Source organism: Pontixanthobacter gangjinensis, from assembly GCF_009827545.1.
Lineage (GTDB): Bacteria > Pseudomonadota > Alphaproteobacteria > Sphingomonadales > Sphingomonadaceae > Pontixanthobacter > Pontixanthobacter gangjinensis.
The window spans coordinates 858,938-876,424 of sequence record NZ_WTYS01000001.1; the positions used below are offsets into that span (position 1 = coordinate 858,938).

The 17,487-nt window shown below is 56.1% G+C and carries 18 protein-coding genes and 1 pseudogene; 7 read left to right on the forward strand and 12 right to left on the reverse strand.

Going from position 1 to position 17,487, the window contains the following annotated elements:
- Nucleotides 1-8: 8 nt before the first annotated feature.
- A complete protein-coding gene (locus GRI36_RS04060) occupies nt 9-617 on the reverse strand; it encodes a LysE family translocator (RefSeq protein ID WP_160597301.1) in 609 nt (202 codons plus the stop codon).
- A 53-nt stretch (nt 618-670) separates the two neighbouring features.
- Nucleotides 671-913 (reverse strand): annotated as a pseudogene (locus tag GRI36_RS04065) (cupin domain-containing protein); the annotation flags it as partial.
- Nucleotides 914-965: 52 nt separating this feature from the next.
- Between GRI36_RS04065 and dapE the strand changes: the two are divergent.
- The gene (gene dapE, locus GRI36_RS04070; RefSeq protein ID WP_160597302.1) at nt 966-2,090 is read left to right on the forward strand and encodes a succinyl-diaminopimelate desuccinylase; all 1,125 of its coding nucleotides are present in this window, start codon (nt 966-968) and stop codon (nt 2,088-2,090) included.
- Here dapE and nth read toward each other — a convergent pair.
- From nth to GRI36_RS04085, 3 genes are read right to left on the reverse strand one after another with little or no spacing between them, the layout of a single operon-like run.
- Entirely contained in the window at nt 2,080-2,727 is a 648-nt protein-coding gene (nth, locus tag GRI36_RS04075) for an endonuclease III (protein WP_160597303.1), read from the reverse strand. The two genes, dapE and nth, sit on opposite strands and share 11 nt — an antisense overlap.
- Nucleotides 2,724-3,452, reverse strand: a complete 729-nt coding sequence (gene dapB / locus GRI36_RS04080; RefSeq protein ID WP_160597304.1) for a 4-hydroxy-tetrahydrodipicolinate reductase — start codon at nt 3,450-3,452, stop codon at nt 2,724-2,726. Before dapB ends, nth begins: the two co-directional genes overlap by 4 nt.
- 15 nt (nt 3,453-3,467) lie before the next feature.
- Nucleotides 3,468-5,339: an acyltransferase family protein gene (locus tag GRI36_RS04085; RefSeq protein ID WP_160597305.1), complete on the reverse strand. Its 1,872-nt coding sequence runs from the start codon at nt 5,337-5,339 to the stop codon at nt 3,468-3,470.
- Nucleotides 5,340-5,379: 40 nt separating this feature from the next.
- On the opposite strand from GRI36_RS04085, the gene GRI36_RS04090 reads away from it, so the two are divergent.
- Nucleotides 5,380-6,096 carry an NAD-dependent deacylase gene (locus GRI36_RS04090; RefSeq protein WP_160597306.1) on the forward strand — a complete coding sequence of 239 codons (717 nt, stop codon included), beginning with the start codon at nt 5,380-5,382 and terminating at the stop codon, nt 6,094-6,096.
- On the opposite strand, the gene GRI36_RS04095 is transcribed toward GRI36_RS04090, so the two are convergent.
- The 4 genes from GRI36_RS04095 to mutM all read right to left on the reverse strand — a co-directional run bounded on the left by GRI36_RS04095 (nt 6,085) and on the right by mutM (nt 10,180).
- Nucleotides 6,085-6,870, reverse strand: a complete 786-nt coding sequence (locus GRI36_RS04095) for a HesA/MoeB/ThiF family protein (protein WP_160597307.1) — start codon at nt 6,868-6,870, stop codon at nt 6,085-6,087. The genes GRI36_RS04090 and GRI36_RS04095 overlap by 12 nt on opposite strands.
- Nucleotides 6,871-6,968: 98 nt before the next feature.
- On the reverse strand, nt 6,969-8,393 hold the full coding sequence (gene dnaA / locus GRI36_RS04100; protein WP_235902358.1) for a chromosomal replication initiator protein DnaA: 1,425 nt from the start codon (nt 8,391-8,393) through the stop codon (nt 6,969-6,971).
- Between the two features lie 568 nt (nt 8,394-8,961).
- Nucleotides 8,962-9,222, reverse strand: a complete 261-nt coding sequence (gene rpsT, locus GRI36_RS04105) for a 30S ribosomal protein S20 (protein ID WP_160597309.1) — start codon at nt 9,220-9,222, stop codon at nt 8,962-8,964.
- 139 nt (nt 9,223-9,361) lie between these two features.
- On the reverse strand, nt 9,362-10,180 hold the full coding sequence (mutM, locus tag GRI36_RS04110) for a bifunctional DNA-formamidopyrimidine glycosylase/DNA-(apurinic or apyrimidinic site) lyase (RefSeq protein WP_160597310.1): 819 nt from the start codon (nt 10,178-10,180) through the stop codon (nt 9,362-9,364).
- 55 nt (nt 10,181-10,235) lie between these two features.
- Between mutM and GRI36_RS04115 the strand changes: the two genes are divergently transcribed.
- Both GRI36_RS04115 and ubiB read left to right on the forward strand, forming a co-directional pair.
- Nucleotides 10,236-10,967: a class I SAM-dependent methyltransferase gene (locus tag GRI36_RS04115; protein WP_160597311.1), complete on the forward strand. Its 732-nt coding sequence runs from the start codon at nt 10,236-10,238 to the stop codon at nt 10,965-10,967.
- Between the two features lie 4 nt (nt 10,968-10,971).
- Nucleotides 10,972-12,528 carry a 2-polyprenylphenol 6-hydroxylase gene (gene ubiB, locus GRI36_RS04120; protein ID WP_160597312.1) on the forward strand — a complete coding sequence of 519 codons (1,557 nt, stop codon included), beginning with the start codon at nt 10,972-10,974 and terminating at the stop codon, nt 12,526-12,528.
- Here ubiB and GRI36_RS04125 read toward each other — a convergent pair.
- A complete protein-coding gene (locus tag GRI36_RS04125) occupies nt 12,525-12,920 on the reverse strand; it encodes a hypothetical protein (RefSeq protein ID WP_160597313.1) in 396 nt (131 codons plus the stop codon). The genes ubiB and GRI36_RS04125 overlap by 4 nt on opposite strands.
- A 163-nt stretch (nt 12,921-13,083) precedes the next feature.
- Between GRI36_RS04125 and GRI36_RS04130 the strand changes: the two genes are divergently transcribed.
- Genes GRI36_RS04130 through GRI36_RS04140 form a run of 3 tightly spaced genes read left to right on the forward strand, consistent with a single transcriptional unit; the run spans nt 13,084 to nt 15,525 of the window.
- Entirely contained in the window at nt 13,084-14,739 is a 1,656-nt protein-coding gene (locus GRI36_RS04130; RefSeq protein ID WP_160597314.1) for a bifunctional phosphopantothenoylcysteine decarboxylase/phosphopantothenate synthase, read from the forward strand.
- On the forward strand, nt 14,732-15,178 hold the full coding sequence (gene dut / locus GRI36_RS04135; RefSeq protein ID WP_160597315.1) for a dUTP diphosphatase: 447 nt from the start codon (nt 14,732-14,734) through the stop codon (nt 15,176-15,178). The genes GRI36_RS04130 and dut overlap by 8 nt, the downstream gene beginning before the upstream one ends.
- Nucleotides 15,175-15,525, forward strand: a complete 351-nt coding sequence (locus GRI36_RS04140; RefSeq protein ID WP_160597316.1) for a hypothetical protein — start codon at nt 15,175-15,177, stop codon at nt 15,523-15,525. Before dut ends, GRI36_RS04140 begins: the two co-directional genes overlap by 4 nt.
- A gap of 38 nt (nt 15,526-15,563) precedes the next feature.
- Here GRI36_RS04140 and GRI36_RS04145 read toward each other — a convergent pair whose 3' ends face one another.
- The gene (locus tag GRI36_RS04145; protein WP_235902159.1) at nt 15,564-16,265 is read right to left on the reverse strand and encodes a DUF4136 domain-containing protein; all 702 of its coding nucleotides are present in this window, start codon (nt 16,263-16,265) and stop codon (nt 15,564-15,566) included.
- A gap of 198 nt (nt 16,266-16,463) precedes the next feature.
- Nucleotides 16,464-17,480, reverse strand: a complete 1,017-nt coding sequence (gene trpS, locus GRI36_RS04150) for a tryptophan--tRNA ligase (protein ID WP_160597317.1) — start codon at nt 17,478-17,480, stop codon at nt 16,464-16,466.
- Nucleotides 17,481-17,487: the final 7 nt, after the last annotated feature.

Genomic DNA, 17,487 nt, shown 5'->3' on the forward strand with positions numbered 1-17,487 from the left:
GGCTGACCTTAGGCGAGCGCACCCCACACAAACCAGCCGGCGACAGCCAGCATAAGCACTGACAGCGACCGGCTGATATTACGGGTCCGGCCTGGTTTAGCCAGTGCCATGCGCGCATGCGATGCACCGAAGATTAGGACAAGATGCACCAATGTCGCAATAATCACGCTGACAAAGCCGAGAATCAATATCTGGGTCCAACTGGACCCGCTTACACTTACAAATTGCGGGACGACGGTCAGGAAAAACAGCGCAGCTTTCACATTAAGCAAATTGAGCGCGAAGCCGACGATGAAATGTTTGTCTACCTCACTTGAGGGCAGGCGTCCGGTGCTGCTCTCGCTAGCGTCGTGCCACGCATTCCATGCGAACCAGACCATCATCGCTGCGCCAGCAAAGCCAATCCAACGGCCAAGCTCCGGATAGGCGGTTAGCAGCGCGCTGAGGCCCAAAGAGGACAGAACAGCGTTAACAGTCAGCCCGAGCGCAACCCCCGCGACAGCGGCCAATCCTGCGCGCTTACCATGACCAAGTGACAATGCGACCAGCCACGCCATATTCGGACCGGGCGTGAGCTCAATCAGCAAGACAGCAAAGGCAAATCCGGCAAAATCCAAAGGTCAATTGCTCCGGCTGAACATTAGAGTACACTCTTCGTATCATACGTCGTGCCATCTTCATGCAATATTGCTTCTCCTGAAACCATCACCAGCAATTCATCTTGCACCCGGTGCCAATGGCGCTGTGAGGAGAAAGCTCCCGGCTTCAGCGTCACATGGGTTGCGGCCAACTTTCCCATACCGCAAGCGGGAGCGAGGCGGCGATGCCAGCGCCCTTCGACTTCGGCACCATTAGGTGCGGGATAGCCGGTCGCGCAAGTTTGCGGGATGGGTACAAGATCAAGTTCGGGCATGGCGGCTTTCTCCATCTGGTCATGGCTTTGCGGGTGGTTTAACCAAGATTGCATGAGCAACGCTATAGAACTCGCCGAAAGACTGATCGCCGCACCCAGCGTTACCCCCGCGACGGGGCTCGTGTTTGATGTGATGGAGGCAATGCTCGAACCGCTTGGCTTCGAAACCCACCGGTTTGTTAAGGGTGAGGCACCCGATGGGCCGGTTGAAAACATGTTCGCAATCCGGCGCGGACCGGAAGGCTCGAAACACTTTGCCTTTGCAGGTCATCTCGATGTGGTTCCTCCAGGAGAGGGCTGGACCAGCGCGCCTTTTGCTCCGGAGCGGCGTGGTGAACTGCTCTATGGCCGCGGTGCTGTGGATATGAAGGGCTCGATTGCATCGATGGTTGCGGCCATGGCCGATGTGCCCGCGGATTCGGGAACGGTCAGCTTTATCATCACTGGTGATGAAGAAGGCCCGGCAGTTTACGGAACCCGCGCGCTAATCGATTTCATGCAGGAAACTGGCGACATACCCGACCTGTGCCTGGTGGGGGAGCCTACTTCGGTAAATCGGCTGGGCGATATGATGAAAATCGGCCGGCGCGGTTCGGTTAATATCTGGCTGGAGGCGCATGGGACGCAGGGGCATGTTGCTTACCCGCATCTGGCCGATAATCCGTTGCCCAAGCTGACTGCGATTCTGGCGGAATTGAATGCGTTGAAGCTGGACGAGGGGACCGACTGGTTCCAGCCTTCGAACCTCGAAATCACCGATCTGGAGGTCGGCAACCCAGCGCATAATGTCATCCCAGCCAAAGCCACCGCGCGCATCTCCATCCGCTTTAATGACACCCATTCGGGTGCATCGCTTGCAGAAATGGTCGGCGCTATTGCAGGAAAACATGGCGGCGTTGCCAAGCCGATTATCTCGGGCGAACCGTTCCTGACGCCGCCCGGCGAATTTAGTCAGATTATCGCCGATGCAGTGAAGGCGGAAACGGGGATTGACCCTGAACCATCAACAACTGGCGGCACCTCCGATGCGCGGTTTCTGCGCGCGATATGCCCTGTGATCGAATTCGGCCTGTGCAATGCAACGATGCACAAAAGCGATGAAGCAGTGGCAATGGCCGATCTGGAGACGCTCACCAAGGTTTATGCGAGAATAACCAAGTCTGTGCTCACCTCTTAGGAGCTTCCAGCACCTTCTTACGGAAGCTGCACAGATCACTTAGCTGACAGCGCCAACATTCTGGTGTGCGCGCCTTGCAGACATAGCGGCCATGCAAGATCAGCCAATGATGCGCGTGGAGCCGGAACGGCTGCGGTACGCGTCTTTCCAGCTTGGCCTCGACCGCTTCGGGCGTTTTGCCTTTTGCCAGACCAGTGCGGTTGCCCATCCGCAAAATATGCGTGTCGACTGCGAAGGTTTCTTGTTTGAACCAGCAGTTGAGCACAACATTGGCAGTTTTTCGACCGACACCTGGCAAAGTGACCAATTCTTCGCGATCGTCCGGCACTTCGCTGCCATAGTGATCGATCAACCGCTGCGAAAGCAGAATGACGTTCTTTGCCTTGGAATTGAACAGGCCGATTGTCTTGATGTGCTCCTTCAGCCCTTCCTCTCCCAGCGTGACCATTTGTTCAGGAGTAGTAACCTCGGCAAACAGTTTGCGAGTGGCTTTGTTTACGCCAACATCGGTCGCCTGGGCTGACAATGCAACCGCGACGACAAGCTGATAGACATTGCCATATTCCAGCTCGGTCTCAGGCTCGGGGTTGTCCTCCGCGAGGCGGCGGAAAAATTCAAAAATCTGGTCTTTGGTCACAGATCCAGTACATCCTGCATCGTATATCGACCTGCATCCTTGCCGATCAGCCAAGCCGCCGCCTTCACCGCGCCGCGTGCGAAGATCATCCGGTTTTCGGCGTTATGAGTGAGCGTGATGCGTTCTTCGTTGCCTGCAAAAATGACGCTGTGATCGCCGGCCACGGTTCCGCCGCGTAGGGCAGCGAAACCGATTGCACCTTCCTTGCGTTCTCCGGTGTGGCCATCGCGCCCGCGTTCTGAATTGGCGGCGAGATCAATATTACGGCCCTTGGCTGCGGCTTCACCTAGCAGCAGCGCGGTACCCGATGGCGCATCGACTTTCATCCGATGATGCATTTCAACGATTTCGATATCCCAATCGCTGCCAAGTTTGGCAGCGGCTTCACTCACCAGATGTGCGAGCAATGTCACGCCAAGCGAGGTGTTGCCTGTTTGGAGAATGGCGATGTTATGACTGGCCTTATCGATCATCGCATGATGTTCTGCTCCCAAGCCGGTTGTGCCGATCACGATGGGAATGCCTGCGTCGTGCGCGGCCTTGAGGTTATCTGCCAACGCAGCGGGTGAAGAGAAGTCGACCAGAACTTCCGATTGCGCCGCCGCGACAGAGGCGCTGCCACCCAGATCGACACCGCCTGTGTTGTCATGCCCGGCATCACGGATGGCCTGCTGCAACGCTTGTCCCATTCTGCCTTTGCTGCCTATAATGCCAATGTGGGCCATATGCCCCTCCGCGCTCTAAAGCTGAGAGCCGCCTGCCAATACGCGTTTCGCACCGGCAACGCTCAGATGATGCGAATCAAAGTAGAGCGGTTGGCCGTCCGCGACAATGATGGTTGTCTCACCTTGCACCAATTGGTCGGCAGGATCGATGATTTGGACACCGGTTTGTTGCCACGCCGTAAACTTGCGCGTCAGCCAATTGGTCTTGGCGAGATAGCTGGCACGGCTGGCAGTTTCGATCTCAGGTCCGCGCATCGCGAGCCTGCGTGGCACTTGGAAGCCTTGCGGCGGAACAGGGCCGATAAGGATGACGCTTTTACCAGCCTGCTGGAGTCGTTCGATTGTTTGCGGAAGCTGCGATGCTACTCTGCTATTGCGGTAATTGTCGCTCGCCCAGAAAGCGGTAAGGTAGACGGTCTTTATGTCTGGATTGGCTTCCAGTTCCGTCATGACTGCCCGATTAAATTCGGCACAGGTCTTCCGGCTTGGCGCTTCATATCCAAGCGCTGGCGGACAGCTGGCGTGGGTGCGCTGAGCTAACGACCGACCCTTTACCTTCATTTGTTCGCCAAGCACCCATGCGAGTTCGACCCCGTGGCTATCACCCCACAATAGCGAAGTTGGCGCGACTTCGGCGCCAAGATTGCATTCGGGCCGCGCGCCGCCAATTTGATCGTTCAAACAGGCGTCGCGCGCCGGGCTGATATCATGCACTCCCTCGGCATAGCGCACCGATTGTTCGGTAAAGCGCGCTGGCCATCCGCCCAGTGATACCAGCACAAGCGATGCCGCCGAAAGTGCCGCCATCCCGCCAACGCTCCAAGCGAAGATACGCCTTCGTTCAAAGTTGCTGTGGTTGCGAAACGGGCCCTCTATGAACCGCCAGCTGAGCCATGCAATGGCGAAGGACAGAGACACGATGACGATGGATTGGACTTCGCTTAACTTTTCGTCTTGCGCATATTCCGTCAACACAATTAGCGGCCAATGCCACAGATATAGCGAATAGCTGATCAGGCCGATGGCAACTGGCGCTCGCATCGCAAGAAGCTTGCTGACGGCAGTTTGCGGGCCGCAATGGATAAGCAGCGCCGCCCCGACCACCGGCGGCAAAGCGGTCACTCCGGGAAAGACAGTGTCCTTGGTGTAAAGTAGGGTCGAGGCGACAATCGCGGCTAGTCCGGCAAAGCTTAGTAACTCTCTAGCAAATTGGTTCCTGATTTGCGGTATCGCACCCAGGGCGAGCAATGCGCCGAACATCAATTCCCAAGCGCGCGGCGGCAGTAGATAGAACGCGAACCCGTCGCTATCGGCTTGTTTGGAGACCGCCCATGCAAAACTGAGAAACGCCAAGGCGACGACCGCCGCTAGCCTCAGGCGCGGCGCAAATTTTGCAATCAGCATCAGGATGAGCGGGAATACAATGTAGAATTGCTCCTCTACACCTAGCGACCAGGTATGGAGCAGCGGCATGGTCTCAGCAGAGCTTTGGAAATAGCCTGCCTGCATGAAAAACCACACATTGGCGAGGAAGCCGAGTGCGGCGAGCGCCGAGCGCGGAACCCCCTCGAAATCCCCCGGCAAATACAGCCAGCTCCCCGCAATCAATACGAACGCTACCACTGCGAATAAGGCAGGCAAGATCCGCCGCGCGCGCCGCTCGTAAAACTTAATAATCGAGAAATTATCCGCGTCGATTTCGCGCGCTATAATACCTGTTATCAAGTAGCCCGAGATGACAAAGAAGATGTCGACGCCGACAAATCCGCCGCCAAATCCGGCAACATGCGCGTGAAATAGGAGCACCGGCACCACGGCAAGCGCTCGCAACCCATCTATGTCGGGGCGATAGGCGGGTCTGCCAAGGGCTTTGGTCGGATCGCTCATAGTGCTTGCCCGATAGCGCGATATGGTAAAGATTTGACGGATGGAGACTGACTTGCAGAATATAGTAATCCTGACCGGAGCAGGAATCAGCGCTGAAAGCGGTATCGATACTTTCCGCGCCGAGGGTGGATTGTGGGAACAGCATCGGATTGAAGATGTCGCCACTCCAGAGGGCTTCGCGCGCAATCCGGACTTGGTGCTGAACTTTTACGATATGCGCCGCGCGGCGGTGCAGGAAAAGCTACCCAATCCGGCGCATGAAGCGCTGGCTCAGCTGAATCACGCGTGGAGCAACAAGCCCAATCATAATCTGCTGATAGTGACACAGAATGTTGACGATCTGCACGAGCGAGCCGGCGCTGCACATGTTCACCATATGCATGGCGAGCTTCTCAGCGCGCTGTGCTGTGCTTGTGAGCACCGGACTAGGTGGACGGGTACAATGATCGAGCGGCCATCTTGCCCAAATTGCGGCGAGCAAGCTCTGCGCCCTGACGTAGTATGGTTTGGCGAGATGCCTTACGACATGGAGCGGATTTATGCGGCGCTGCGGAACGCCGATTTGTTCGTATCCATTGGCACGTCAGGCGCGGTCTACCCGGCAGCGGGGTTCGTCCGCGATGCGAAGGAATTGGGCGTCCCGACGATCGAACTCAATCTGGAACGGAGCGAGGGTTCACGCTGGTTTGACGAAACGCGGATTGGTCCAGCGAGTAAGCTGGTGCCACAATGGGTTCAAGAATTACTAAGCCCTTGAGCCGCAGGCGCGGCATTCGGGGTCTTTGGCGATGTTTAGTGTGCGCATGCTTGGTTTCATCCCGTCGAGTAGATGCAATTTGCTCCAGCCCGGACTACCGAAAGCTGCTTTGCCCTCCAGAACGACCCGGATAGCCTGCATCGCGGCAAAGCTTCCTGCCCAGCCAGCCATCGCGCCGAGCATCCCATCATCTGCGCAGGTATCGCAATCCTCGGTGTCAAACGCATCACCGACATAGCAGCGGTAACAAGAGTGTTCTGGAAGATGTCCGGCGAAAGCCGCGACTTGACCTTGAAAACGCCCTACAGCGGCGCTGAGCAGCGGAATGCGCTGGGCTACGCACGCATCTGACACAGCCAGGCGCGTGGCGAAAGTGTCAGTCCCGTCGATCACCAATTGGGTTGAGCCAAATAAAGCCGCTGCATTGGCAGCATCTATCCGGTCATCGCGCACATCGACTTCAACCGCGCTGTCAAAATTGGCGAGCCAGCGGCGTGCAGCGACTGCCTTTGCATGGCCGATATCGCGCTGGGTGTAGATTGTCTGACGCTGGAGGTTGGACAGCTCGACATCGCCATTGTCAATCAATGTCAGCTTGCCGATGCCAGAGCCAGCAAGATATTGCAGCGCAGGACTGCCAATTCCGCCTAATCCAACCAGAGTGACATGCGCCTCTGCCAGCGCCATTTGTCCTGCTCCGCCGATTTCCGGTATCACGATGTGACGTGCGAAACGGTCAAGGCGTTCGGGTGAAAGGCTGGTGCTTGGGGCCATGTGATGCCTGTAGACGCGGCGCGCACAGCCTGTCGACAACCCTGTGCATAGGGCTGTCGATTAGCTGTTCGTGATCGGTGGAAAGTCTAAGCTGTTATCTAGCTTTCAAGTTGACGCAGCAAACTTCGAACATCGCCATCCATGTCAGCGTCGCGGGTCCGCAAATCCTCAATCAGACGTACCGCATGGATCACAGTCGAGTGATCGCGCCCGCCAAATTTGCGGCCGATTTCAGGGTAACTACGAGGCGTGAGTACCTTTGACAGATACATCGCGACCTGACGCGGCCGAACGATCGCGCGGGCGCGGCGTTTGCTGCTCATCTCGCTTCGATCAAGCCGGTAGAACTGGCAGACCGTGCGCTGAATTTCGTCAATCGTAATCCGCCGGCGATTGGCCGACAGAATGTCAGTGAGCTGTTCTTCGGCAAGTTGCAGCGAAACGGTTTGGCCGGTCAACTGGGCATAGGCGATCAATTTGTTCAGGCCACCAACCAATTCACGCACATTGCGCGTGATAGTCCGGGCAAGAAATTCGATCACATCGCCGGGCACTTCGAGCGGTGCAAAGCGGGTCAGTTTCGATTCGAGAATCTTGCGGCGCAATTCGATGTCGGCAGGCGCGATATCTGCGACCAGACCCATCGACAGGCGGCTGAGCAAGCGCGGCTCGACACCGTCCAGGGCCTGCGGCGCCCGGTCAGCGGCAAAGACGAGGCGCTTACCCTCGGCCAGTAATGCATCAATTGTGTAGAGCAATTCTTCTTGAGCGCTCGCCTTACCGATGATGAACTGGATATCGTCAACCAGCAGCAAATCAAAGCTGCGCAGCCGCGCCTTGAACTCCATCATCTGGTTTTGCTTCAGCGCCTGCACGAATTCGACCATGAAACGCTCCGCCGAGCAGTAGAATATGCGTGCCCGCGGATGGGATGCCAAATAGGTGTGGCCAATCGCGTGAAGCAGATGGGTTTTGCCCTGACCAGTCGCTGCCTTGAGATAAAGCGGGGAAAATTGCGGCGTTTCAGTCGCGGCCATCCGCTGAGCTGCATTGCAGCCAAGAATATTGGTCTCGCCGGTAATGAATGCTGCGAATGTTAAAGAAGGGTCGAGGCCAACTGAGGACGAAAAGCCCTGTTCGCCTATTGTGCCGGCAGCGACCGTAATCATCGAAGAATCTGAACGATCGTTGGCGGCACGGCGCCCGCCACCAAACCCGCCGTCATGCAGGCTGATATCAGGAAGCTTGCGGCGCCCAGGGTGTACCTGAATTTTCACATTGCGAATGTCGTTCTTCGCGATTTTCCATGCGAGCGAAAGCCGGTCGGCGAATCGGTCGAGCACCCAATTGGCGGAAAATTCAGTTGGAAGGTAAAGGTCAAGGGTGCCGGTTTCCTTGCAGAAACCGCCAACTTGGATCGGCTTGATCCATTGGCTGTGCAATTGATGGCCCAGATCTTTGCGCAATCCTTGGCTGATATCTGCCCAGTCAGCCGCCAGATTTATCGCTTCGAGATCTTCCATAATTTCCCTGTCTGACTTTACGGCGCCTTTGCGGCCAGCCGCACCCTCAATCTTCGTTGCCATTCTCTCGTCCAACCCCGTGTGCCCGATCAAAAGCCGGATCTATCCCCCCAAGCGACGGCGCACGTGATAGCCTTGAACGGTCGCATAGCGCCGCCAAACTCGGAAATGGTGTTCTTCCGAGCAAACTCTATCGCGTGATCGCAAGATCGCGTCAGTTTGTAAAAGCCCGGGCTGTCGAACCCCGAGCGTTGATGTTGGTTATGAACGGCTGCGCCAAAGACTCAAGACTTCAGACTGTAAAAAATCTGAAATAATTCTGTTGACTCGGTAGGATCCGCAGAGCGCCGTTTAACAGGCTGTTTACCCTCATTTTTTGTCATGTATCCGGCGCGAATCGCGGAAATCCCTAGGATTTTCGTTTGTGAGGTCTCGTTTCGGTGGCATTCCACACCCAATCTGGGCTCGCAAATTCGGCCAACAAAAAAGGCTGGCACCATCGGCGCCAGCCTTAAATTGTTTTGGGTCGAGCGAGTCGCCTGGCTCGAAGCCGAATCCTCGACTCAAATCAGAGCGCTGCGACTCGCTTGGAGAGGCGCGACATTTTCCGTGCAGCCGTGTTCTTGTGCATTACGCCGCGTGCAACACCGCGAGCCAATTCAGGCTGGGCTGCTTTGAGTGCGTCTGCTGCAACTTCCTTATCGCCGCCTTCGATGGCCGATTCGACCTTCTTGACGAAACCGCGGATGCGGCTCTTGCGCGCGCCATTAATTTCGGCGCGGCGATCATTGCGACGGATGCGTTTACGTGCTTGCGGCGTATTGGCCATGTCTGTCCTTTGTCGGGCCGCCATTACACGGCCGGAATTCTTAAATTGGTTCGTTCGGAAACGGCAGTTGCCTACCGGAAAGCGCGCCCCTTACCGAGCCTCTCGCGAATCGTCAACAATTTGTCGCTGCATAACGAACTTACTTCTTCTGGCATTTTGGGCAGAACCAGGTGCTGCGCCCGCCTTGCTCGATTCTTGTGATTACTCCGCCATCCTCACGGTCACAGTGATCTCCTTCGCGTCCATATACTGCGAAGCGAGTGGCGAAATAGCCGAGCTGGCCATCGGGGCGAGCGTAGTCACGTAAGGAGGATCCGCCATCCTCGATTGATTGAAGGAGAACCGCAACGATTTCCGGAATCAATCTCGTCAAAGCTTGCCGAGAAACATTGCCTCCAGGTTTAAGTGGGTGAATACGGGCGCGGTGCAGAGCTTCGCACACATAGATGTTGCCGAGTCCGGCGATGATTCGCTGATCAAGCAACAACAGCTTTATTGCTTGCGAGCGGCCTGCGAAGGCTTGGCGGAGATGCTCCACGGTTAAATCAGGACCGAGCGGCTCCGGCCCCAATGAAGCGATTGATGGCCATTCATTCAATGTATCCGTCGCGACCAGATCGACCCAGCCAAACCGCCGCGGGTCGCACAGAGCGAATTGATGACCTTCCGTTTCGAGCACCAGGTGATCGTGCTTATCGGGCTCTTCCGGATCGATTCGCCAGCGTCCGCTCATTCCCAGATGGAAAATCAGCGTCGATTCGCGGTCTGTATGGATGAGGCCATATTTGGCGCGCCTACCCAGGCCCGTGACAGTTGCTCCCGTCACCATTTGCACCAATTCTGGCGGAAAAGGCTTGCGCATATTGGGCCGGTTCAGCGTTACGCTTGTGATCCGCTGACCATCAAGGAACTTTGCGAGGCCGCGGACCGTTGTTTCTACTTCTGGTAATTCAGGCATGGTCAGGCTCTTAACACCCTTTGCCACGCTCGCAATTGCTCCTAAGGAACCGCCCATGAGCGATACAGTATCTTTCGGCTACGAAGACGTCGACGTGAACCAGAAGACCGAGCTGGTGGGCGAAGTCTTTTCCAAAGTTGCAGCCAAATATGATTTGATGAACGACGTCATGTCGGGGGGTATGCACCGCGTTTGGAAAGACCGGTTTGTGCGCCGCGTTAAGCCGCAAAGTGACGAAACGATTTTGGATATGGCGGGCGGTACCGGCGATATTGCCTTCCGTATGTCCGAATATGGCGCCAGTGTGACAGTATCAGACATCAATCAGGAAATGCTTGATGTGGGTATCGAACGCGCGATGGAACGCGGGATCGACGGCCTCGTATGGTCCCGTCAGAATGCTGAACAGCTAAGTTTTTCCTCGCGCACCTTCGATGCCTACACAATCGCATTCGGAATCCGTAATGTAACCCATATTGATCGGGCTTTGAAAGAAGCGCACCGCGTTCTGAAATTTGGTGGGCGATTTTACTGTCTCGAGTTCTCGACTACCGAATGGCCGGGCTTCAAAGAAGTATATGATGCCTATTCGCACAAATTGATGCCACAAATGGGCAAGCTGATCGCTCAGGATGAAGAAAGCTATCGGTACCTCGCCGAATCGATTCGCCGTTTCCCGCCCATGCCGCAGTTCGAACAGATGATCCGCGACGCTGGTTTTGCAAAGACCAAGGTCGAGGCGATCTTCGGCGGCGCAGTTGCGATCCATTCCGGTTGGAAGATTTAGCAGCGTGACACGTCCCGCAACGCATATCTGGCGGCTCTTGAAATGGGGCCGGACACTGGCCAAGCACGGCGCATTGCGCGGTATTGAAGTCGATCCCAACACGCCGACGCCAGTTCGGCGACTAGTGCGGATTGCGAGGCTTGGAACTTTCCAACCCAAAACTCCTGATTATGCGACTGCATTTCGCGCCATCGGTCCTGCGGCTATCAAATTGGGCCAATCGCTCGCGACGCGCCCAGATATTGTCGGGGAGGAAGCGGCTAACAATCTGCTGTCGCTTCAAGATAATCTACCGCCAGTTGATTTTGCAGAAATTTCCGCGAGCATCGAAAGCAGCTTCGGCCAGCCGATTGATACTCTGTTTAGCCACATCGACCCAGTGCCCGTTGGCGCTGCCTCGATTGCGCAAGTCCACCGTGCGGTCACAACCGACGGCAAAGACGTTGCGATTAAAGTGCTCCGCCCTGGCATCCGCGAGAAATTTGAACGCGACCTTCAGACATACCACTGGGCGGCGGCGCATCTCGAAGCGATGGGCGGCGAAGCCGAACGATTGCGCCCGCGCATGACCATCGCCAATTTTGAGCGCTGGACCAATCGCGAGTTGGATCTGCGCCGTGAAGCTGCATCCGCCAGCGAGCTAGCAGAGACGATGCGTGCCATTGATGGATATGAGATTCCTTCAATCGACTGGGACCGGACAAATGGCCGGGTAATGACAGTCGAATGGGTCGATGGCGTGAAGATAAGCAAGCGCGATGAATTGGTCGCGGCAGGGCATGATTTGCCCGAGCTGGCTAACAGATTGGTTCTGGCGTTCCTAACTCAAGCGATCAGCGGTGGCTTCTTTCATGCAGATATGCATCAGGGCAATTTGTTCGTGCGTGCGGATGGCACAATCGTTGCGATTGATTTCGGGATTATGGGCCGTATTAACCGCCAAGCGCGGGCATGGCTGGCAGAAATTCTCTATGGACTGACCACTGGCAATTACAAACGCGTAGCGGAAATTCACTTCGAGGCGCAGTACGTGCCGAGCTATCACGATGTTGACGAGTTTGCGACCGCGCTGCGTGCCGTGGGCGAGCCTATGCGGGGCAAACCCGTCAGTGAATTGAGCGTTGGTCAAATGCTCGACGGGTTGTTCGCAATCACCCGTGATTTCGACATGCAAACGCAGCCGCATTTGTTGCTGCTGCAAAAGACAATGGTCATGGTTGAAGGTATCGCGACCCAGCTTAACCCTGAAATCAACATGTGGGATACTTCGGCGCCCTATGTCCGGGCGTGGATACGTGACGAGTTGGGGCCTGAAGCTGCGATTGCCGACCGGATCAAGGAAGATACCGAGACGCTGATGCGCCTGCCGGGGTTAATTCGCAGGATCGAAGACCAATTCCCAACCAAAGGCGGTGCGCCAGAGCAGGCACCTCTGCCGCATGTGCCGTTGATGTGGGACAAGCCAGCGCATAAAACCCGGAAATGGCCGGGCTATGCTGTGGCTATCTTGGCCGGTGTAGCGGCCACTTTCGGCGCGCTGCAGGTAGGCTGGATCGGCTAGATATCAGTGGGATGGTCACGGTGCGGAAGTACTCGCGATGCCACCAGCATTACGGTCACGGTTACCGCTTCAATAATCATTGGCGGTAAGAAACCCTCGACCGTCCCGTCGGCAAAAACGCTGATGATACGGCCGAGCAGGGCAATGCCAAACAATCCGGCGGGAACGAGCAGCAGGTCACCATTGCGCTTCCACGCGCCGATTAGCATGCAAATCGCCGAGACAATGAAGAATGCCGAGATGTCTGCACGGATCGCAGCAAGTCCGCTGCTATCAATCGCCGACAGTCCAAACCCCGCACCAGCGCCCGAAGGGTCGATCAGAAATCGCATTCCCATCGCAATATAAAACAATCCGCCAACGAAAATCAGTGCTGTTAATGCCAAACGCATGATGCAGGTCCCCCGTGTCAATCTTAAGTGATGGTTTATAGGCCGATAAGGATGATCGGCTAGATAAAAATTAACCACTGAAATGCAGGGCTGGCAGGAGGGGGGCTGCGCCGCTAGTCTGGTGCCATGATATTGAAGTCAGTACGATGATGAGGGATTTTTCATGAGCGCGGACAATTCTGCCAAAGTGCTGCTGGTTATTGGCGGCGGCATCGCGGCTTATAAAAGTTGTGAGCTCGTGCGCCTGATCCGCAAGGGTGGCGCTGATGTCACTTGCGTCGTCACGAATGGCGGTCAGCAATTTGTGACCCCGATGGCGCTTGCTGCTCTCAGCGAAAACCCCGTCTACACCACGCTGTGGGATCTTAAGAACGAAGCGGAGATGGGCCATATCCAATTGAGCCGCGAGGCTGATCTGGTCGTCGTGTGTCCGGCAACCGCCGATCTGATGGCCAAAATGGCCGCAGGCATCGCCGATGATTTGGCAACAACCTTGATTCTCGCGACCGATAAACCGGTGATGGCAGTCCCCGCAATGAATGTGCGGATGTGGCAGCATGAGGCAACGCAGCGCAATGCCAATTGGTTGAGGCAGGCGGGCGTTCATGTGGTCGATCCCGACATAGGCCCGATGGCATGCGGAGAGTTCGGCCCCGGGCGCTTGCCCGAACCGGAGGCGATCTGGCTCGAAATTGCCGATTTGCTGGATCTTGATCCCGGCGATGTCGACCCGGCAGAAATTGGTGAATTTCTTGAGGTCGCAGAACCCGAGCCGGTAGCCCGCGGCGGCGGTCTTGGTAGCCTGCTGTCCTCACTTATTCCGCGTTCTGCGGCCAAGCGCACGCAAGACGAGCTAGAAGCACAATGGTCGGAAGAACAATCCTCAGAAGAGCCTGAGCCCGAGGAAGAAATACCTTTCGATCCCGAAGCTGGCGGTTCCTTGCTCGCGGGCAAGGGTAGTGCTGCTGCGGCCCCTCCGACTGATCCGGAGGCGACCAATCACATGGCCGGAAAAGGCGGTGCCGAGCCTGAGCCAATTGATGGCGATGAGCAGCCAGTTTCAGTCGGAATTGGCGATGAGAATGGCAGCCAAGATGGCCATACCAATCCGCTCGATGGGCAGCCCGATTTCGAGCAGGAGCCCGAGCACCGGCCTCTTTTCGGCAGGCATGTTCTGATTACAGCGGGGCCAACTCGGGAGCCGATTGATCCGGTGCGATACATCGCCAACAGGTCGTCAGGTAAGCAAGGCTTTGCGATCGCAGCAGCAGCAGCAGCAGCCGGTGCGAGGGTGACTCTGGTGGCCGGGCCTGTGTTCCTCGAAACACCGCATGGGGTCGACCGGATAGATGTAGAATCGGCCCGCGAAATGGCTGCAGCTGTCAAAGGCAATTTGCCAGCTGACGTCGCAATCATGGTTGCGGCTGTATCTGATTGGCGGAGCAAGGATGTATCGGGGGAGAAGATTAAAAAACGCGGCTCTGCCCCGCCTGCGCTGATGCTGACCGAAAACCCTGATATCCTTGCCACCACTGCAGCGGGAGGGAATCGCCCAAGCTTGCTGATCGGCTTTGCCGCCGAAACGCAGGATGTGGTTGAGAATGCGAAGACCAAGTTGAAGCGCAAAGGTGTCGATTGGATCGTTGCGAATGACGTTTCGGGTGACGTCATGGGCGGCGAAAATAATCGTGTGCAAATCGTTACTAAGCGCGGTGTTGAAAGCCTCCAAAACATGCCAAAAGATGATGTGGCGCGCGAATTGATTGCGCGGGTCGCGGAAGAACTTGAAACATCGGCGGAGCGCGACGACAATGACTAATACGGTTGGGGTGCAGGTAAAGCGCCTGCCCCATGGCGAAGGCCTCGATTTACCAACATATGCCACCGCGGGCGCAGCGGGTATGGACGTGCTGTCGGCAGAAGATGTCTCGCTTGAACCAGGTATGCGTCACGCGGTTGCAACAGGCCTCGCCATGGCAATTCCTGCTGGTTATGAAATACAGGTCCGGCCCCGGTCCGGGCTTGCTTACAAATTTGGTGTTACCGTGCCGAACACTCCGGGCACCATCGATTCCGATTATCGAGGCGAGTTGAAGATCCTGATGATTAATCACGGGACCGAGGCATTCGCGATCAAACGCGGCGAACGGGTCGCACAGCTGGTACTTGGCCCCGTAACACAAGCCGCTTGGCACGAAGTAGGCGAACTTGATGAAACCGATCGCGGTGCGGGTGGTTTCGGCTCGACCGGCAGATGATTGAAACCATCTCCGGCTTGGGGTTTGGCGGACTGTTGATCGCAATTGTGGCGCTGGCTGTGTGGATCCTGGTGCTGGTTTGGCTGGCGCAAAGGGTGCTGCGATTTATTGGCCTGCGAAGCGGATGGGCTCCGCTTGATGGCAAGAATATGCTTGCAGCAGCTGTGCTGTTGACCGGCGCGATTCATCTGGGCAATTATTTGCTCGATGTGCTGGAAGCTTCGATGCGTGGCAGTGCAGGCGCTGTGGAACTCAGCTTCCCGGGTGCATTCCTAATCGGCTCGGTGGCGATTGGTGTCGGAATAGCGGCGATCAGATGGCACAGGCAGCAGAAGCGCGGAGAATAAAGCTAATTACTTGTGGGCGTCCGCCGACCCGAGAAAAATTAATCGACCCGGCGAACCTTAGTTTCTTCCGGTTTGATCGAAATTCGCAAGGTCTCGCCCGAATTCCCGGGGAAGTCGGTGAACATCGCCTCGACCAGATTGGGCACCAAATATTGCAAGCGGTTGGAAGTCGAGACAGCTTGCGCCTTACCTTCGAATAACCGGGTTCCATTGGCCGTATTGTCGATTTTCATGTCGATACCGCTGGTATAAACCGTATAGCTGTTCACTTCAGGTCCGCCGAACCAAGGATCGTTAAATCCGAAGCCCCATGCGTTTCCATGAAAACCGCGCCTGCCGAAGCGGCCGCGATAGCGGGAGCCATAATAAGGGCGAAATGCGCCCCAACGTCCGTAAAACGGGTCAGAGAAGCCTGTCGAACGAACGCGCTCACGGCCTTTGTCGACCCCATAATCAAATCGCACGAGCAAATTGGCGTTTTCGGGATTGCCTTCGGTGTAGCCGAGCCGCTGCATTTGCGCCTCAACCAGGTCGGCATACATTGAAAATTCGAGGCCACCGGCCAGCGCAGGGTCGTCAGCGATTACAGCAAAAGTCTGGCCTTGCGGCGCAGGCAACTGGCTTTGGAAACGCGATACATCGGCGTTGAAGCCCTGCGTACAAGCACCAAGGCTGGCGAGGAGTAGGGGCACAGATGCTAATTTCATCGTGCGGCGGAATATTGATGCCTTGATCGTCATGACCAATCCTTTCGCAATCAAATTACTCTTTAAACCGGGACCCAAAAACGTAGGGAATTCTAGTAAGCTCAAGCCTTAACCCGACGCTCCATCCCATAAGATGCTGATAAATCTGTCATTGTCTTTGCTGATTGTAAAGCAAAGCCCTGAACTAGATTTGAACAGGATTGGCCAGAAGCCTCAAGTAAATCAGTGTAATCAGCCGCGAACGAGGCCTAGCGCGCTATAAGTTTGATCCAATGTGTTTCGGCCAAGATCACGTGCCTTCAACGCGCCGCGAGCCAGGATCGCATCAAGCGATTCGCGGTCGCCCTTTAATTCGCGGAATCTTGCAGAGATCGGCGCTAGGGTTTCTACCAAGACCTCGCCCAAAGCGGGTTTGAACTTGCCGAAACCCTCGCCGCCAAATTGAGCGAGGACACTATCCACGCTTTCACCGGTAACAGCGGTGTAGATCGTCACCAGATTGAGCGCCTCTGCGCGGCCTTCAAGTCCCTCTGCATCCGATGGAAGCGGTTCTGCGTCCGATTTGGCCTTCTTGACCTTCTTCATAATCGTGTCAGCATCATCTACCAGATCGATGCGGCTCATGTCGGAAGGATCAGATTTGCTCATTTTGGCGGAGCCATCTCGCAGGCTCATGATCCGGGCAGCTTGCGGTGGGATATATGGTTCCGGCAAGGTGAAAACAGGCGCATCATCGGCGCAGAAATCATTATTGAATTTTTGCGCAATATCGCGTGCCAGCTCCAAATGTTGTTTTTGGTCGTCACCAACCGGCACGTGAGTTGCCTGATACAGCAGCACATCAGCCGCCTGCAGGACTGGATAGGTAAACAGAGCGATGCTCGCGCCTTCGCGGTTCTTGCCCGATTTGTCTTTGAACTGGGTCATCCGGTTGAGCCAGCCCATCCGCGCCGTGCCATTGAGCAACCATTGTAATTCAGCATGGGCGGGGACCTGTGCCTGGTTGAACAAGACGGACTTATTGGGATCAATTCCGCATGCGACCAGCGCGGCAACCATTTCCAGCGTGCCTGCCCGCAACTCAGCTGGATTATGTGGCATAGAGATGGCATGCAAATCGGCGAGGAAGAATAGGCATTCGCTGCCATCTTGCATTTCATCCTGCATTCGCACCCAATTGCGGATAGCGCCAAGATAATTGCCCAGATGAAGGTTACCTGTCGGCTGAATGCCTGAAACGACTCTCATGATCTGT

Bases quoted from the DNA above. Each gene is read 5' to 3' on its own strand.
- dapE (WP_160597302.1), top strand. From the start codon at position 966: ATGAGCAACGCTATAGAACTCGCCGAAAGACTGATCGCCGCACCCAGC.
- dapB (WP_160597304.1), bottom strand. From the start codon at position 3,452: ATGGCCCACATTGGCATTATAGGCAGCAAAGGCAGAATGGGACAAGCG.
- GRI36_RS04085 (WP_160597305.1), bottom strand. From the start codon at position 5,339: ATGAGCGATCCGACCAAAGCCCTTGGCAGACCCGCCTATCGCCCCGAC.
- GRI36_RS04090 (WP_160597306.1), top strand. From the start codon at position 5,380: ATGGAGACTGACTTGCAGAATATAGTAATCCTGACCGGAGCAGGAATC.
- GRI36_RS04095 (WP_160597307.1), bottom strand. From the start codon at position 6,870: ATGGCCCCAAGCACCAGCCTTTCACCCGAACGCCTTGACCGTTTCGCA.
- dnaA (WP_235902358.1), bottom strand. From the start codon at position 8,393: ATGGAAGATCTCGAAGCGATAAATCTGGCGGCTGACTGGGCAGATATC.
- rpsT (WP_160597309.1), bottom strand. From the start codon at position 9,222: ATGGCCAATACGCCGCAAGCACGTAAACGCATCCGTCGCAATGATCGC.
- mutM (WP_160597310.1), bottom strand. From the start codon at position 10,180: ATGCCTGAATTACCAGAAGTAGAAACAACGGTCCGCGGCCTCGCAAAG.
- GRI36_RS04115 (WP_160597311.1), top strand. From the start codon at position 10,236: ATGAGCGATACAGTATCTTTCGGCTACGAAGACGTCGACGTGAACCAG.
- GRI36_RS04125 (WP_160597313.1), bottom strand. From the start codon at position 12,920: ATGCGTTTGGCATTAACAGCACTGATTTTCGTTGGCGGATTGTTTTAT.
- GRI36_RS04130 (WP_160597314.1), top strand. From the start codon at position 13,084: ATGAGCGCGGACAATTCTGCCAAAGTGCTGCTGGTTATTGGCGGCGGC.
- dut (WP_160597315.1), top strand. From the start codon at position 14,732: ATGACTAATACGGTTGGGGTGCAGGTAAAGCGCCTGCCCCATGGCGAA.
- GRI36_RS04140 (WP_160597316.1), top strand. From the start codon at position 15,175: ATGATTGAAACCATCTCCGGCTTGGGGTTTGGCGGACTGTTGATCGCA.
- GRI36_RS04145 (WP_235902159.1), bottom strand. From the start codon at position 16,265: ATGACGATCAAGGCATCAATATTCCGCCGCACGATGAAATTAGCATCT.
- trpS (WP_160597317.1), bottom strand. From the start codon at position 17,480: ATGAGAGTCGTTTCAGGCATTCAGCCGACAGGTAACCTTCATCTGGGC.